Origin of the sequence: Chryseobacterium sp. 1B4 (genome assembly GCF_036631475.1) — a bacterium.
Taxonomy (GTDB): Bacteria; Bacteroidota; Bacteroidia; order Flavobacteriales; family Weeksellaceae; genus Chryseobacterium.
This window is the reverse complement of record NZ_JAPNUF010000007.1, coordinates 86727-103020: the sequence shown is the minus strand read 5'-3', so window position 1 is coordinate 103020 and position 16294 is coordinate 86727. Positions and strand designations below refer to the sequence as shown.

Annotated in this window: 18 protein-coding genes and 3 pseudogenes; 8 read left to right on the top strand and 13 right to left on the bottom strand. The window is 41.1% G+C overall.

Going from position 1 to position 16294, the window contains the following annotated elements; translation table 11 throughout:
* Position 1 precedes the first annotated feature (1 nt).
* The 8 genes from OWR28_RS09650 to OWR28_RS09615 all read left to right on the top strand — a co-directional run bounded on the left by OWR28_RS09650 (position 2) and on the right by OWR28_RS09615 (position 6247).
* On the top strand, positions 2 to 553 hold the full coding sequence (locus tag OWR28_RS09650; RefSeq protein WP_332386453.1) for a putative antibiotic biosynthesis monooxygenase: 552 nt from the start codon (positions 2 to 4) through the stop codon (positions 551 to 553).
* 202 nt (positions 554 to 755) lie between these two features.
* Positions 756 to 1313, top strand: a complete 558-nt coding sequence (locus tag OWR28_RS09645; protein ID WP_332386452.1) for a hypothetical protein — start codon at positions 756 to 758, stop codon at positions 1311 to 1313.
* Positions 1314 to 1404: 91 nt separating this feature from the next.
* Positions 1405 to 2484, top strand: coding sequence for a cupin domain-containing protein (locus tag OWR28_RS09640; RefSeq protein ID WP_332387437.1), 1080 nt, complete (start codon positions 1405 to 1407; stop codon positions 2482 to 2484).
* 37 nt (positions 2485 to 2521) lie between these two features.
* Positions 2522 to 2983: a redoxin domain-containing protein gene (locus OWR28_RS09635; protein WP_123899497.1), complete on the top strand. Its 462-nt coding sequence runs from the start codon at positions 2522 to 2524 to the stop codon at positions 2981 to 2983.
* A gap of 2 nt (positions 2984 to 2985) precedes the next feature.
* On the top strand, positions 2986 to 3504 hold the full coding sequence (locus OWR28_RS09630; RefSeq protein WP_332386451.1) for a thioredoxin domain-containing protein: 519 nt from the start codon (positions 2986 to 2988) through the stop codon (positions 3502 to 3504).
* Positions 3505 to 3554: 50 nt separating this feature from the next.
* A complete protein-coding gene (locus OWR28_RS09625) occupies positions 3555 to 4376 on the top strand; it encodes an alpha/beta hydrolase (protein ID WP_332386450.1) in 822 nt (273 codons plus the stop codon).
* A gap of 312 nt (positions 4377 to 4688) precedes the next feature.
* Entirely contained in the window at positions 4689 to 5918 is a 1230-nt protein-coding gene (locus OWR28_RS09620) for a sigma 54-interacting transcriptional regulator (protein WP_332386449.1), read from the top strand.
* A gap of 2 nt (positions 5919 to 5920) precedes the next feature.
* Positions 5921 to 6247: an AAA-type ATPase lid domain-containing protein gene (locus OWR28_RS09615; RefSeq protein WP_332386448.1), complete on the top strand. Its 327-nt coding sequence runs from the start codon at positions 5921 to 5923 to the stop codon at positions 6245 to 6247.
* Here the strand turns inward: OWR28_RS09615 and OWR28_RS09610 are convergent.
* The 13 genes and pseudogenes from OWR28_RS09610 to OWR28_RS09555 all read right to left on the bottom strand — a co-directional run bounded on the left by OWR28_RS09610 (position 6226) and on the right by OWR28_RS09555 (position 16250).
* On the bottom strand, positions 6226 to 6867 hold the full coding sequence (locus OWR28_RS09610) for a TMEM175 family protein (RefSeq protein ID WP_332386447.1): 642 nt from the start codon (positions 6865 to 6867) through the stop codon (positions 6226 to 6228). The two genes, OWR28_RS09615 and OWR28_RS09610, sit on opposite strands and share 22 nt — an antisense overlap.
* Before the next feature lie 125 nt (positions 6868 to 6992).
* Positions 6993 to 7139, bottom strand: coding sequence for a helix-turn-helix domain-containing protein (locus OWR28_RS09605; protein WP_332386446.1), 147 nt, complete (start codon positions 7137 to 7139; stop codon positions 6993 to 6995).
* A 78-nt stretch (positions 7140 to 7217) separates the two neighbouring features.
* A pseudogene (locus tag OWR28_RS26935) lies at positions 7218 to 7322 on the bottom strand (AAA-type ATPase lid domain-containing protein); the annotation flags it as partial.
* A 155-nt stretch (positions 7323 to 7477) separates the two neighbouring features.
* A pseudogene (locus OWR28_RS09600) lies at positions 7478 to 8277 on the bottom strand (sigma-54-dependent transcriptional regulator); the annotation flags it as partial.
* 78 nt (positions 8278 to 8355) lie between these two features.
* On the bottom strand, positions 8356 to 10509 hold the full coding sequence (locus tag OWR28_RS09595) for a histidine kinase dimerization/phosphoacceptor domain -containing protein (protein WP_332386445.1): 2154 nt from the start codon (positions 10507 to 10509) through the stop codon (positions 8356 to 8358).
* A gap of 159 nt (positions 10510 to 10668) precedes the next feature.
* On the bottom strand, positions 10669 to 11334 hold the full coding sequence (locus OWR28_RS09590) for a YoaK family protein (RefSeq protein WP_332386444.1): 666 nt from the start codon (positions 11332 to 11334) through the stop codon (positions 10669 to 10671).
* A gap of 3 nt (positions 11335 to 11337) precedes the next feature.
* On the bottom strand, positions 11338 to 11811 hold the full coding sequence (locus OWR28_RS09585; protein WP_123899386.1) for a Dps family protein: 474 nt from the start codon (positions 11809 to 11811) through the stop codon (positions 11338 to 11340).
* A gap of 1 nt (position 11812) precedes the next feature.
* The gene (locus OWR28_RS09580) at positions 11813 to 12238 is read right to left on the bottom strand and encodes a DoxX family protein (protein WP_332386443.1); all 426 of its coding nucleotides are present in this window, start codon (positions 12236 to 12238) and stop codon (positions 11813 to 11815) included.
* 12 nt (positions 12239 to 12250) lie between these two features.
* A complete protein-coding gene (locus OWR28_RS09575) occupies positions 12251 to 12982 on the bottom strand; it encodes an amidohydrolase family protein (RefSeq protein WP_332386442.1) in 732 nt (243 codons plus the stop codon).
* Between the two features lie 2 nt (positions 12983 to 12984).
* Positions 12985 to 14138 (bottom strand): annotated as a pseudogene (locus OWR28_RS09570) (amidohydrolase).
* A 6-nt stretch (positions 14139 to 14144) separates the two neighbouring features.
* Positions 14145 to 14888 carry a M17 family peptidase N-terminal domain-containing protein gene (locus OWR28_RS09565; protein WP_332386441.1) on the bottom strand — a complete coding sequence of 248 codons (744 nt, stop codon included), beginning with the start codon at positions 14886 to 14888 and terminating at the stop codon, positions 14145 to 14147.
* A gap of 20 nt (positions 14889 to 14908) precedes the next feature.
* Positions 14909 to 15904 (bottom strand): alginate export family protein, encoded by a 996-nt coding sequence (locus OWR28_RS09560; RefSeq protein ID WP_332387436.1) that lies wholly within the window; start codon positions 15902 to 15904, stop codon positions 14909 to 14911.
* The gene (locus OWR28_RS09555) at positions 15900 to 16250 is read right to left on the bottom strand and encodes a hypothetical protein (protein ID WP_332386440.1); all 351 of its coding nucleotides are present in this window, start codon (positions 16248 to 16250) and stop codon (positions 15900 to 15902) included. Before OWR28_RS09555 ends, OWR28_RS09560 begins: the two co-directional genes overlap by 5 nt.
* Positions 16251 to 16294: the final 44 nt, after the last annotated feature.

Genomic DNA, 16294 nt, shown 5'->3' with positions numbered 1-16294 from the left:
TATGGAAAATCAAGGCGCCTCCGTAGTGATTACCCATCATATTCTGGATGGTAAACAATCACAGTATGAAAAATGGCTGGACGAAATTGTTCCTGTTACCAAACATTCTGAAGGTTTTATTGATCTTCAGATCGTTCGTCCGATTCCTGATCTGACTTTTGTATATACCGTCATTATCCGTTTTGATACGATAAACCATCTTAAAATGTGGATAGAATCAGAGGACCGGAAACAACTCATTGAGAAAGCCAGTCCGCTGTTCAGAAAAAATGATCATTACCAGATCAGATCCGGGTTGGATTTTCTTTTTACTGCAGAAAATGAAGGCAATAAGGTTCCGGTACGCTGGAAACAGTTTCTGGCAACCTGGTCAGCTATTTACCCGCTGTCTGTACTTATTCCTGCTTTAATAATTCCTGTTTTACGGTATTTACATATTCCAGCCAATCATTATTCTGACGGATTCATCAATTCCGGAATTATTGTTTTTCTGATGGTATTTGCCGTGATGCCCAATTATACCAGACTGATCAAAAAATGGCTGTATCAATAGCCCCATTTAAAAATTATTCATATCAATCACTGTAACCCACAGTGATTTTTTTGTTTTCAGGAACGTTCGCCCTGTTACCATTTGAACATCACCAGTTTATTCAACGACACTTTCCGCCTGTTTACCGAACAGCAGGCAAAATTAAAATGACCGGGTTGTAGCTTTACATCATCAATAAGATAAACAATCAAAATCAATTATTATGGAAATCTTACAAACTCCCGAAAATACCTTATCGCATTCAAGTGTAAACGCCATCATCAATGCACCCATTGAAAAAGTGAATATCGCAGACTGGCTGCTTAATCTGCCGGACGCGGAATACCAACGCTGCTCTACCCAGCATATCGGAGCTGCTATTTCAGTTACTTTTGACGGTAAGCCAGTGTCTTTAAATGTAGAAACGATCGGAGATGCACTGATGGTTCAGCATTATGTTGCAGATGTTCACCGTCCCGATTACTGCCGCATGCTTTCCATCTCTGATTCAATTACAAAAAACGGACGTACAAAAGTTCAGGTCTTATGGGAACTGAAAGTAACAAAGACTGATGAAAAGACCTGTCTTTACACCAATGAAATTCATGCGACAGCCACTCCCGAAATGTTTGAATATCTGAAAGAACACGGAATCAACCTTGCAGATGCCGCTGCATCCAGACAGGCAGCTTCTGACGCCCATAATCATGAGGAAACCCCGAATTTTGCAAAAAGCATTGAAAATAAAGCACTGACAGGTCAATATAACCAGCCTTTTTAAAAAATGGCAGAACCTCTATATCCTCAACGACTCATTTTGCCTTTTCACCGAATGACATCAGGTAAAAGTAAAATTCAGGAGTAGCTTTACAATAGCAAAAAGAATTAATCACAAAAAACAATACTATGAATCCATCATCATTAAGTTTCAGATACGAATTAGAAAAAAAGAACCGCGTACCAGTGACGGTGGAACAACAAGAGGTGCTTCCGTAAAAGAATTCCCTGCTTCTGTAGGTATTGCCGGAGTTTCCATGAGATTACAGCCCGGAAGCATGAGAGAACTTCACTGGCATGCCAATGCCGCAGAATGGGCGTATGTGATTTCAGGAACGGTACGTACCACCATTATCCATCCGGACGGACGAAGTTATACTGATAATTTTGAGCCGGGTGATGTCTGGTATTTTCCAAAAGGTTACGGACACTCCATTCAGGCTACAGGAACAGAAGAATGTCATTTTATCCTGATTTTTGACAACGGTAATTTTTCAGAAGACCATACCTTCAGCGTTACAGATTTTGTTTCAAGTATGCCTCCTGAAATCGTTGCACAGAATTTAGGTCTGAGCCTTGAAGAAGTGGCAGAACTTCCGCAGAAAGAGGTTTACTTCGCAGCAGGAGTTGTTCCGGATGAACTGTCCGTGAATGCTGCAGCCCGTCCCGAGGAATCAGATATTGAACTGACTAGCCTGCACCGCTATCCTCTGCATTCCCAGCAGCCAAGAATCATTCCCGGTGGTGGTCTGCAAAGATTGGTTACCCGTAAGGAATTTCCGATCAGCACCACAATGGCGGGTTCTATATTGGAACTGCAGCCCGGTGCTTTAAGAGAAATGCACTGGCATCCCAATGCGGACGAATGGCAGTATTTTATCTCCGGACAGGCAGAAATGTCGGTGTTCCTGGCAGAAGGAGTTTCTGTGACGGAGCAGTTCAATGCAGGTGATGTAGGCTATGTACCTATGGGAGCCGGGCATTATATCAAAAATACAGGAGATACGGTCTGTAAAGTCTTAATCGGATTTAACAGCGGCACCTACGAATCCATTGATATCAGCGAGTGGCTGGCAGGAAACCCGAAAGATGTGGTCATCACCAATTTTGGACTGAAAGAAGGAAAAATAGAGAAGTTTCCGCAAACGAAAGTATTCATCAAACCTGGAAAATAATTCCAAAACCAATTCCAACCATTAAAAAACTAATCCTATGCTAGAAAAAAATACGGTTGCCCCTGATTTTACATTATTTGCAACCCCGGACCAGAAAATTACCTTATCCGAATTCAGAGGACGAAATGTTATCCTTGCATTTTACCCGGCAGACTGGAGCCCGGTGTGTAGTGACCAGATGGCATTATACAACGAAATGCTGAAGTATTTCAAAAAATATGATGCGGAGATTTTCGGAATCTCCGTAGACAGCAAATGGTGCCACCTGGCATTTTCACAATCAAGAAACCTGCACTTTCCACTGCTTGCAGATTTTGAAGCCAAGGGAGAAACAGCCAGGAAATATGGTGTTTACAATGACGAAGAAGGAGAATGCAACAGAGCCCTTTTTGTCATCAATAAAGACGGCATCATCGAATGGAGCTACCTCTCTCCCACCGCCATCAATCCTGGCGCAGATGGAATTTTAGAAGCATTAGAAAACCTTAACACGAAATAATTATGTCACTTAAACCATCAGTCAGCAGTGCTGACCACACTCAGGGCAACTCAGATGCCGGCTTAGTCATTGTAGAATACGGGGATTATCAGTGTCCTTACTGCGGAGCAGCCTATCCGGTCCTTAAAGAATTAATGAAGGAATTCGGAGATCAGATCAGATTTATATTCAGAAATTTTCCGCTGTCAGAAATGCATCAGTATGCAAGAACGGCAGCGCTGGCAGCAGAAGCCGCAGCTTTGCAGGGAAAATTCTGGGAAATGCATGATGCTATTTATGAAAACCAGGCTCATCTGGATGACAGTCTCCCGCTAAGACTTGCAGAAAAACTGGGACTCAACATTCCCCAGTTCAAAGCGGATATCCATAAGCAGGAACTGGCAGAAAAAGTAGATACAGACTTTGAAAGCGGTATCATCAGCGGCGTAAACGGAACACCTTCTTTTTTCATTAACGGAAATAAATTCAATGGCGGTGCTGAAGACCTTTTTCAGCTGGTACGTGAAAATACTGCCTATTAATCAGAAAAATATTTAAACAAAATCAATTCATAACATTAAAAATAAACAACATGAGCACATTAACATTAAAAGACGGAACAGAAATTTTTTACAAAGATCAGGGGCAGGGACCTGTATTAATGTTTCACCACGGCTGGCCTTTATCATCAGACGATTGGGATGCACAGGTGATCTTCTTTTTACAGAAAGGCTACAGAGTGGTTACCCACGACAGAAGAGGCCACGGACGCTCCAGCCAGAACATCTACAATCACACTATTGAACAATACGCTTCTGATGCCGCAGAACTGGTTGAATTCTTAGATCTGAAAGATGTTGTACACATCGGACACTCAACAGGTGGTGGTGAAGTAATCCGTTATGTCAACAAATATTCCAATGGAAGAGCTAAGAAAGCAGTTCTTATCAGTGCCATTCCACCGGTAATGGTGAAGAGTGAAAACAATCCTGACGGCGTTCCTATGGAAGTTTTTGACAACATCAGGGAACAGACGATGAACAACAGAAACCAATTTTATTTTGACCTGACTTTCCCTTTCTATGGCTACAACAGAGAAGGTGCTGATGTAAAAGACGGAGTACAGAGAAACTGGTGGAGACAGGGACTGATGGGTGGCATTGTTGCTCATTATGACGGGATCAAAGCCTTTTCAGAAACCGATTTAACCGAAGATTTAAAAGCTGTGGATATTCCTGTTTTGGTGATGCATGGTGAAGATGACCAGATTGTTCCCATTGCCAATGCAGCATTAAAATCCATTAAATTATTAAAGAACGGAAAGCTGATCACCTATCCTGGTTTCCCTCACGGTATGCCGACTACAGAGCATCCGACTATCAATAAAGACCTCTTGGAATTTATCATATCTTAAAAACAGATCTTTTCTCAATATACTGAAGATGAACCTTTAAAGTTCATCTTTTTTATTTCAATCATTTTCATCCACAAAAGGCACAAAAGTTCAGACACTTTAGTTATTGTAAGTGTAAAGAATGGGTAAAGATGTCCACTTTAGCTTCAGCCTTCGGTTTCTTATGATTAAAACAGAGATCATCTTACTATTCTTAATGTCTTACCATACACTTAACAAATAAAGGTTAAACTTTTATTTCAGGGATTGTAATCACTCATATATAAATCTTTTCAATTTTTCCTATCTTTAAACTTTCAAGTAAGAATTTCTATGAGTAAGCCTTCTGATCCCAATGCAGAAATGATGAAACGCCTGCAGGACATGCAGAAAGAACAGCTTATGATTTCCCGTTTAACCAAAGAGTTTTCTACCATTTTAGATAAGAAACAGCTTCAGTTTGTTATCCATAAATCTTTCAAAACTGAACTGGGATTCAATGATTGTATGATTATCAGGGATGTAAAAGGAACTATTGAAATACTCGGCGGCCGGATTGAAAATCAGAACCATACCACAGATCAACAGCTTGACAGGTATTTAAAAAACTGTCTTGATTCCGCAGAACCGCTGCTTTTTGATCTTAAAGAAGGGTCACCTCTTCCTTCCTGTTTTACTGAAGCTAAAAATTCGGGAATGCGGATGGCTGTCGGATTGGGACTTCCGGCTGTCAGTGAAAGTAAAAATGTACTTTTCCTTTTCTACAGAAGCTTTATGTCAAGAGACAGTATTCCGGAAAGGATTTTAAACGCCATTTCTACCCAGCTTTCCATTACCCTTCATAATATTGATGTTCAGGAGCAATTGAAAACATTTCAGGGAAATATCCGGAATTTTCCGAAAGAAACTGAAGAAGAAAAGAAAAGCAGACACGGCTTTCAGGGAATTGTGGGGCAAAGTGAAGCCATGCAGCTTATTTTCGAACAGATCTCGCAGGCAGCTCCATCACAATCCAATGTGATTATCTTTGGAGAAACGGGTACGGGAAAAGAACTTATAGCACAGGCAATTCACGAGCTTTCAGAATTTTCGGGGAAGAAGATGATCAGGATAAACTGTGCGGCTATTCCTGCCAATTTAATAGAATCCGAACTTTTCGGGCATGAAAAAGGAAGCTTCACGGGAGCAACTGAGCAGCGGAAAGGGAAGTTTGAACAGGCCCATAACAGCACTATTTTTCTGGATGAAATTGGTGAACTTCCCCTGGAATTACAAGCAAGGCTTCTGAGAGTTCTCCAGGAAAAAGAAATTGAAAGAATCGGTGGAAACAAAAGAATAAAAGTAAATGTACGGATCATTACGGCTACCAACAGGAAACTTGAAAAAGAAGTGGCGGAAGGACGGTTCAGAAGTGATCTTTTTTACAGGCTGAATGTATTTCCTATCCATCTTCCTGCCTTGCGGGAAAGAAAAGAAGATATCCCTTTGCTGGCAGATTATTTTCTTGAAAAATTATATTCAAAGACAGGCAAAAAGATTACAGGTTTTCTCAGAAAGTCATAAAAATGATGACCGCCAATCCATGGCCTGGTAATATCCGCGAGCTGGAAAATATTGTTGAAAGAAGCATGCTGACTGCAAAAGGAGATATGATCAGGGAAATGGATTTTCCAACAATTATCAATTATCAAAATACGGATCAGGATTTTCAGGTTAAAACGCTGCAGGAGTTTGAAAAGGAATATATTTTAAAAATAATCAAAATATGTAACGGCCGTATTTTCGGGGAAACAGGTGCTGCGAAACTGCTGGGATTACCACCAACAACGCTGGTATCAAAAATGCAGAAACTTGGAATAGAGAAAAAGCACTATTTCAGGGAATCTGAATAATGTTTGTCAAGCCCCATTTCTATTTTTCCTGAAGACAACGCCCAGAAAATCCAAAGTCCTAAAATGATCATCAGGGAAACTGCCGGGATCCAGAATGACAGGATTAATGCAATAATATAAATAGGAAGCCCGTATAAGTAATTATTACGGATCTTTTTTATGGCAGCATCGGTAATGCCGGGGCGTAAAAGTTTTTTATTCCGGGTGGCCAGAAACCATAATAAATTGTAAGCAAGATTGATGAGAACAAAAATACCGGTATAAAGTGCCACAACAACAGAAGAGGCTTCACCATCAAAATACCTTGCCAGCAAAGCGGTAGGATAAGAAACTGCCGAAACCAGGAAAAGGATCAGCCCGTTGGCAAACATAATTGCGGAATTCCGGCTGTAGATCTGTTTGAAAATCTTATGATGATTCACCCACATGATGAAAATGCTGAAAAATGAAAGGATAAATGCCAGAAATGCCGGCCATTGATTCTTCAGAAAGACCAGCAGATCATTCCCGTTCTGTATTGAATGTTCTTCAGGAAAATGAAGATCCAGCACCAAAAGCGTAACGGCTATTGCAAAAACACCATCGCTGAATCCTTCTATTCTGAGCGTTTCTTTTTCCATAATTACCTGATTGATTTATGATTTGATATTTTGTGTAAAGACATAATGATGGTATCTTCAATTATTTGAAGAGTAATTATTGAAAATTGAAAGAAAATATGGTCTCCGGCTAGCTTTGCCCGGGATTATTTATACCCTTTATCAATTCCCAGTTTTTTCATTTTGGAATATAAAGTCTGAGCTTGTATTTTCAGCAGCTCTGCAGCACCGCCGGGTCCGGAAACTTTTCCGTTGGAAGTCTGAAGCGCACTCATGATATGATCTCTTTCCATATCTTCCAATGATTTCAGCGGACTCTGTGTTTCTGTAGGTTTTTCAATAATCTGAGGCAGATCAAAGTTTTCTATTTCCGTAGTTTTAGCCAGAAGAACACTTCTTTCAATAAGATGTTCCAGCTCACGGATATTTCCGGGCCAGTGATAATTCAGCAGCTGCTCCAGCGCTTTTTCACTGATGGATGTAATATTTCTTCTTGAGGAAGCCGCATATTTATTCAGGAAAAATGGGCCAGCAATACGATATCTTCCTTTCGTTCTCTCAACGGAGGCAGCTCAATAGGAAATACATTCAAACGGTAATACAAATCCAGCCTGAATCTTCCTTCCGCCACTTCTTTTTCCAGGGAACGGTTGGTTGCTGCAACAATTCTTACGTTTACTTTAATCGTATTATTTCCTCCCAGCCGTTCAATTTCTTTTCCTGTAAAACCCTCAGCAGTTTAACCTGCGAATCCAATGGAAGCTCTCCTATTTCATCCAGGAAGACGGTTCCTCCATTAGCCTGTTCAAATTTTCCGATCCTCAATGTATTGGCTCCGGTAAAGCTTCCTTTTTCATGCCCGAAAAGCTCGGATTCGATAAGCGCATGCGGCAGTGCAGCACAGTTGACTACAACAATAGGATGAGCGCTGCGGTCTGAAAGCTCATGAACGGAATGAGCCACTTTTTCCTTACCTGTTCCGCTTTCCCCGACCACCAGAACAGAGGTATCTGTAGGAGCGACTATTCTTATTTTTTCAACAACATCCAGAAGTACCTTGCTTTTCCCGATAATTCCTTCAATCACTTCGTTATTTCCGGTATCAGTACACAATTCACAGCCTCTTTCCATATCATAGCGGTATCTGGCAATGTCAAGCATAACAATCATATCACGCTCCCGGAAAGGCTTTACCATAAACCCGTAGGGCTGTGTCTCCTTTACTGCTTCCAGGGTAGACTGGTTGGTATTGGCTGAAATATAAAGAAAAGGCAGGTTCATCTCACGCAGTTCCCAGGCAAGATCAATTCCTGTGAGGTCACCTTTTAAAATGATATCAAGAAGTACCCAATCCGGCTTGTTGTCTGCAATCAGTTTTCTGGCCTGAACCACTGAAGATGCAATGCCCGTAACCTGGTAACCGGCTTTCATCAGCATCAGTTTCAGATCATTGGCTACAATAAATTCATCTTCTACAATTAATATTTTTTCTTTCATAATAATCAGCCTTTAATTTGAAGGAGTTATTTCTGTATTTTTTCTGAAGGTAATGGTGACTTTTAAGCCACCTTTGTTTTCGAGATGGAAGGTTCCGTCCAGCTGATCGGTAAGCCCGCGCATCAGATTCATCCCCAAAGATTCTGTTTCTTCGATATTAAAATCTTCCGGAAGTCCTACTCCATTATCTGAAATCTTCAGTTCACAAAGGTTTTCACCGGTATTTTTAAATGAAACAGAAACTTCACCTTTGCGGTCATCCGGAAACGCATATTTTACGGCATTATTGACTGCTTCATTGACGATCAATCCCATCGGAACGGCCTGTGCCACATCAAGAAACACTTTATCGGTATCCACTGTAAAATTAATTTTCCTGTCAGATGAATAACATTCTTTGATATAGGTAATCAGCTCATAAATATACCATGACATGTCAATCATTGAAAGATTGTCAGACTGATAAAGCTTCTGATGGATCAGGGACATCGCATGCATTCTGTGCTGGCTGTTCTGGATAGCCATCAGGGCATCTTCATTGTCGAGATAAGCGGACTGTGTATTCAGCAGGCTGATCACAATCTGCAGGTTATTTTTAACCCTGTGATGGATTTCCTTTAAAAGCCATTCTTTCTCGGAAAGTAATTTTTTCAGCTGTTCGTTCTGTTCATCAATCTGCTTACGTTTCAGTTCCAGGTTTTTATTGGCATTGCTTTTTAACCTTGAACGGTTATACAGCAAAGCAGCAAAAAGGATCAGCGCCAGAATACTCCCGATGAAAACATATCTGATAAAGGTGTCATTGGCAATCTTAATATCCTGAAGTTTGGCTTTCTGGGTCAGCAGCTGAATGTTTTTATCTTTCTGTTCCGTCTCAAACTGAATTTTAAGACTGTTGATCTGCTTGCTTTTTTCACCGTTAAAAACAGAATCGGAAAGTTTCTTGTACAGCTGATAATGCTGTATGGCATCAAGGTATTTTCCCTGTATGGAATCTGCTTTGAACCACATTAAATGATTTTCCGAACGAAGCATATCATTTCCGTTATTTTTAGCAATTGAATCAAAAAGTCTGGCTTCACGGTACATTTTATCAAAGTTCCGGGTCTGGTAATGATAGAAAACAAAGCTTCGCAGCAATGAGGCCTGCTGGTTATTTTTTTCCGCATTTTCACCGTAATAGGCTACCAGTTTTTTGTAGTAGACCTCAGCTTGGTTAAACTGCTTTAAAATAGTGTAGGTACTGAACAGGATATAGTTTTCTGACATTTCAAAATCCTTGTCTACAATGGGATACTTTTCTCTGTACTCCTGAATCATGGTAATGGCCTGCTTAAACTTTTTCTGCCTGATCAGCATGGTAGAAATATTATTGGCCACCGTTCTGATGTAGCTGTTATCTTTGTTTTTCTTTGCCGTGGCCAGTGATTTTTCCCAATACTTCATGGCATCGTCATTCTTACGGAGATAATAATACACCATTCCTATATTGCTGTAAATAGAGCACATCTGCAAAGAATAATCATTCACACTTTCGGCTGTTTTTTCTGCCAGAAGACCATAACGGAGTGCTTCCTCATAATCTGCCTTCTGAATTTCGACCTGGGAGATAAGATTATAAACACTCTGCAATTCTTTGAATTTAACGGACTGATAAACAGACAGGGACTGCCTGAGCAAGCCCAGTGCCTTATCAGAATTTTCTTTGATGTAGTAAAGCTCACCAAGATCTTTTAAAACGCCTGCCTGATTCAGTTTTGATCCTGAATTCTTAAAACGTTCCAATGCTTTTTCTTTCAGTTTGATTTTAGTATCAAAGTATTCAGGTTTATTGTCATACATATATGATAATTCATTGTATGCTTCTCCGGCCTGCTCCTTAAAATGATGGTTTTCAAAATAAGAAAGCGCCTGTTTCATGTTGGAAAAAGCAATCGTTTTGCGGCCTCTTTCTTTATCTATTTTAGCCTCCAGAAAGATGATTTTTCCGGCAGACATCGGATCCCCGGATTTCATATTGAGTGCTTTTGCCTGTCTGTTCAGAATAGCGGCACTGTCGAGATCAGTTTTCAACTCTCCTTTTTTGGTAATGTAATAGTCACTCAGGCGCAGCAATAAAGTGATTTTCTGAGCGGTATTGGCGGAAGAGGAAATCTGTTTTCTCAACAGTGCAGGATTTTCTTGAGTCTGTGCTTTTATATTGCATGAAAACATCAAAATCAACGAAAAACATACTATTTTAAGTAGATTTTTAGATAAAAAATAAAGACTGAAATTCATTTTTTAAAGGTAATCTATTATCCTGTAATCTGCCATAGTCCTGTGCTAGTTTTTACGGTGGTAAAAATAGCAGATGATCATTGCCAGTCCGGGTAAAACCAATGTTACCAACCCATATTGTTTTCCTGCATAAGCCCCTAAAAAACAGCCTACCAGAAATCCAAGTATGGTAACCAGCTGCTTCTTCAGGCTTGCCCATGCATCAGGGTGGTGAAAACCGTTTGACAACAGCGTTCCGAAATCCAGGGAGGCCTGGGTTACATTTCCTGTCATCATCGTAGTCGGGCCATGGGTTTCCTTTGCATAGAGTTTTCCGAAAGCATTCTGAAGTCCCATTGCAAAAACGGTAATCATAGCCACAGTATACATCACGGTTTCTGAAAATGTTCCATAGTAACTGAAAACGGCAACAATAATTCCGGCCGACAAAAGCAATGCTCCTTCCCAGAACAACAGGGTATAATGGTTGATGACTTTCCCGGCGATTCTTCCTCCTGCCATAACCGCAAGAATAAAGACCGGAAAAGTAAGCAGCTTTACCCAGGCATGAATATCCGATCCTTTCACAAACTGATAGGCAAAGACAATAAAGTTTCCCGTAACATGGGCCGAAAAAAGGGCATCTGCCGATACAAAAGTCACGGTATCGCAATATCCGGCAATCATGGTTAACAATAAGGTGACAAAACCGATATTATGTTTTACTTCCATTTTTTATTGTAAATGTGAACGGAGCATCCAGGCCATTTTCTCATGAGTTTCCAGTAATCCTGTGATGTAGTCACTTGTCCCTGAATCACGGAATTCGACAGCGAAGTTTTCAATATTTTCACGAAGATGAATGATGATACTTTCATGGTCGGAAAGAAGTGCCCTGATGTAAGTCAGGCTGTCATTCGATTCCAGATGATGCTCAGACAAATGCGTTAATGCAAGATATTCTCTTAAAGTGGCCGGTGCGTAATGTCCCAGTGTTCTGATTCTTTCTGCCAGATCATCGATGATGTCGTCCAGCTGTCCGTATTGTGCCTCGAAAAACAGGTGTTTATTGTAAAAGTCCGGTCCTTCCACATTCCAGTGCGCTTTTTTTGTTTTGGTATACAATACAAATTCATCTGCTAAAGTGGTAATCAATACTTCAGCAACTTTTGCTAAATTTTCGTTTTTAATTCCGATTGAAGTTTTCATTTTATAATGTATTTAATATGTAATAATCTAGTGAATATCTTCCTGCTCCCAATGCAAGAACCAGTAACAGGGAAAGGGTGTACATGAAAGGAACGTCCCGCACTTCCGGTGAATCTTTTCTGTGAACCACAAAATATCCGATAGCCGTCACCCCGATTGTCGGTAAAACCGCAAGCCTGGTTCCCAATCCTAAAATGATCAGAAACGGAACCACCAGATCGGCCAATGATGCAACGATGGCATTGAGTTGATCAGGCAATCCCAGAGGATTTGGAATCACTTCCCTCTGTCCGTTTTCCAGCCTGAATTTCTTTAAACCATGCACTCTGAACAGCTGAATGGCAAGGAGTACCCGGAAAACCAGAAATGAAGCATCATTGAATGATGAGCCTAAATCCGATGAAAGGATCTGTTTTAAAATTTCCATATATACTGATATTTAAAAAGCAAAACACGAACAGCCTAAAGCTCCCCAGAATGTATGGTAATTATTAACGGGCACATTGCTCATTCTTGCCTGGTTATGGTTATGATGGTGAATATCGCAGCTTCCTGCACAGCTGTGAATCTGCGAAGCTAACGGAGCTTTTAAATCCTGTTTCGCATTTTTTTCGATTTCTTTCTGAAAATGTCCTCCGGTAGGGTAATATCCGTTATAAAGATTCGTTGGAGACCAATCCGGAAGCACAGGAATAGATGGCGGTGCATAGGATGAAAAGGTTCCTTTTGCATAGACAATTTTCCCGTCTACAATGGTCATTTCCGCTTCAATATTTTTGATCTCTTCATCATCAACCGTGAAATAATCCTGATCAAGAACTGCCAGATCGGCAAACATTCCCACTCTGATATCGCCTTTTTTCTGCTGTTCCTGAGAGAACCATGCACTGCCTTTTGTATACAGTTCCAGTGCAGTTGACCTGTCCAGCTTTGTTTCATGATACAGTTGAAGTCCGCCAACAGTTTTTCCTGCGGTCAGCCAATACATGGAAACCCAAGGATTGTAACTGCTTACTCTCGTGGCATCCGAACCTCCTCCTACAGGAACTCCGATTTCCAGCATTTTTTTCACGGGTGGTGTACTTTCTGCTGCCGGGGAACCATAACGGTCTGCAAAATATTCTCCCTGGTAAGCCATTCTGCTCTGGATAGCGATTCCGCCGCCAAGCATTTTCACCCGTTCGATATTTTTTCATCAATGGTTTCTGCATGATCAAAAATCCATGGAAGACCATTGAAAGGAATATCCCGGTTTACTTTTTCAAAAACATTTAAAAAACGGCTGATGCTTTCATTATAGGTGGCGTGAAGCCTGAATGGCCAGCGGTTTTCTACCAGTAAGCGAACTATTTTTTCAAGATCTGCTTCCATATTTTCAGGCAGATCGGGTCTTGGCTGCAGAAAATCTTCAAAATCTGCTGCCGAAAATACCAGCATCTCTCCTGCCCCGTTGTGACGGTACATGTCATCGCCCTGATATAATTTTACGGTGTCGATCCAATCACTGAAATCTTCAAATTCATGTTTAGGCTTCTGGGTAAAAAGATTATAGGCGATCCTTACGGTAAGCTGTTTTTCTCATTCAGCTCATTAACCACCTGATAGTCGTCCGGGAAATTCTGAAATCCTCCGCCGGCATCAATGACGCTGGTAATTCCGAACCGGTTCAGTTCTGTCATAAAATGTCGGGTAGAATTCAGCTGGTGTTCGTAAGAAAGCTTCGGGCCTTTTGCCAGTGTTGAATATAAGATCATGGCGTTGGGTGTGGCAATAATCAACCCTGTGGGTTCCCCGTTAGCATCTCTTTCAATATGTCCGCCTGCCGGAGCCGGGGTATCCCTGGTAAATCCTACTGCTTTTAATGCAGCTCTGTTCATTAAAGCCCTGTCGTATAAATGCAGGATAAAAACAGGTGTTTCGGGAGCGATAGCATTAATTTCCTCCAGGGTTGGCATCCTTCTTTCTGCAAACTGGAATTCGGACCATCCTCCTACGACACGAACCCATTGCGGGGAAGGTGTACGGTCTACCTGGTCTTTTAACATTCTGAGCGCATCAGCCAGTGAAGGAACGCCATCCCATCTTAATTCCAGATTGTAATTCAATCCGCCACGAATCAGATGGATGTGAGAATCATTGATTCCCGGCACCACTCTTTTCTTCTTAAGATCAATCAGTTCCGTGGATTCATCTGCGAACTGGTCTGCCAGTCCGTCATTTCCAACCGCAATAATTTTCCCGTCTTTAATGGCGACTGCAGAAACTTCCGGAGTTTCTTTATTGAAAGTGTGTATTTTTCCGTTGTATACAATAAGATCTGCTTTCATCTTTAATTATTTGGTGTTCAACGTTGAAATAGCATCCTGAATTCCTCCTCCGGCAACGGTGAAAAATGACGGCCCGGCCAGCAGAATCAGTTTTTTTAGTTTTATTGTATCGGATAAATGCTGACTATTTAAATAAGACTGTGTACGGTAGGCATCAAAAGCGCCCAAAACCACATTTTCTGCCACTAAAGCGGTTGGAGAATCAATTCCGGCATCTTTGATATCGCTGGCAAATGATACGGTATGTACCTGCAGTTTCAAAGCTTCTCTCATGGCAACACTTCCTACTTCTTTCATGAGTTCGGCATCGAAAGAATTTCTGTTTCCCAGCCCGATCAGCAATAATTTCCCTGAGGCAAGGCTTCTTTTCGGAGGATTAATTAATAAGGTTTCCAAAGCGTGTCCTTTGAACTGTCCTTTTTTACGGACTTCTGTAATTATTCCTTTGAGTGCTTCATCCAGATGAACCATTCCGTTCAGTTCTTTGGGAAGCGCCGGCGGATTGAAAATATCGCCTTCCGTATACTCGAAAACACAGGCGATCTGTAAATCTGCTTTGGCGGCAGAAGGACCCTGAACCAGTCCTACAACAGAAATACCGTCAACGGTTCCCCATGTTTTTGAGGTTCCAATAGCTGTTTTTTCTGCGGCAGCCTGTGCTGAAACGAAGTGGGTTCCCGCAGTTGCCAACATCAATGCTGTAAAGAATGCTTTTGACCAATTGATGTATTTTGAAATTGAATTTTGCATAATAAATGGTTTAGTAATGATTAAAATTTGAATCCCAGCCTGATATTCCAGAAAACACCGCTTTTTGCATCCTGAATGATATCTTCAATAAAAGGCCCTTTGTGGAAATACTGAAGTCCGCTCACCAGAGAGAAATGCTTGTTGAAATTATAGGTAAAGCTGGTTAAATAAGCCGTTCCGATATACCTTTTATCTGAGCTGCTTCCGGGCCGGTTCAATGCGCCGCTTGGCCGGTAAACTCCGTCATTCAGGGAATATCGCCAGTTGAAGACAACATCCAGCTGCATTTTGAGTTTGGAAGTCAGATCAAGGGTCATATACGGATGAATATCAATTAAATTGACAGGTCCCACCTGCGGGCTGAAGCCGAAATACCCTCCTTTCGGATATAAAGGATTAAAAGTATTGAGCTTTCCGTCATTTTTAGAATGATCTCCTGATATATAATCGTTTCTCAGATTGATGCTTGGCTTGAATGTAAGGTTTTCAAAGAGGTACCCTACATCCACAGAGCCCGTCCAGGCACTGATCTTTTCGTTTCCAAAACGTCCGAACTGATAGGCAGCTTCCAGGTTATAGATAAATCCGCCGCCATATTTCCAGAGTCTTCCGCCGACCGTATGCCTTTTTTCTATGGCTGTTCCTGCTTCAAAAACAGATTCGTCTCTTCGGATGCCGAGGTAATAGAGATCCAGATTTCCGGCTTCAGGAATAATAATTTTGGAATAAAGTCCCCAAAGGTTAAGCTGCTTTGAAATGGTATTATCAAAAACTCCGGTATTGACAGAGTCTGCCATCATCGCAAAAGCATCTAAAGAAACATTTTTATAGGAATACATGATTTTGGCTCCTGTAAAAGACAGCCTTGCATTCGGCCCTTCCCTTACAGAAATTAATCTGCCGGAACCGTAGTCCAGCTCCTGTCTTCCCAGTCTCACTATCAGCTTCTGATCTTCCCTGTTCACCAAACCTGCATCCAGAAAGAGATTCTGAATACTCAGCTGGTCTTCATCAATGCCTCTTGAACCGTTTTTCTTCCGTTTTGCAAAGCGCTTCTGATCTGTGAAAATATTCTGAAGTTTTTCCCGAAATGCCAGTCTGCATGAAGGTCATAGCGCTGAAGAAAAAGTCGTTGTGCCCTATGTTAAGCCTGCCCCAATCTTCATTGCTGAAATCCACATATTCATACCTTGCTTCGCCACCCAATGAGAGATAGATATCTTTCTTTTTATTGAGAGGAAGATATTTAATGTTATCATAAAAGCTCTTTGTGGAATCTTTCAGATATTCATAATTTTCATCATACCGCAGAAGTTTAAAGCTCTGGGACGATAAAGTTTCAGAACATACAAGAACGGTCATGATAAAAGCTTTTAAAAACAGTATTGAAGGTGCAGATTTCAACA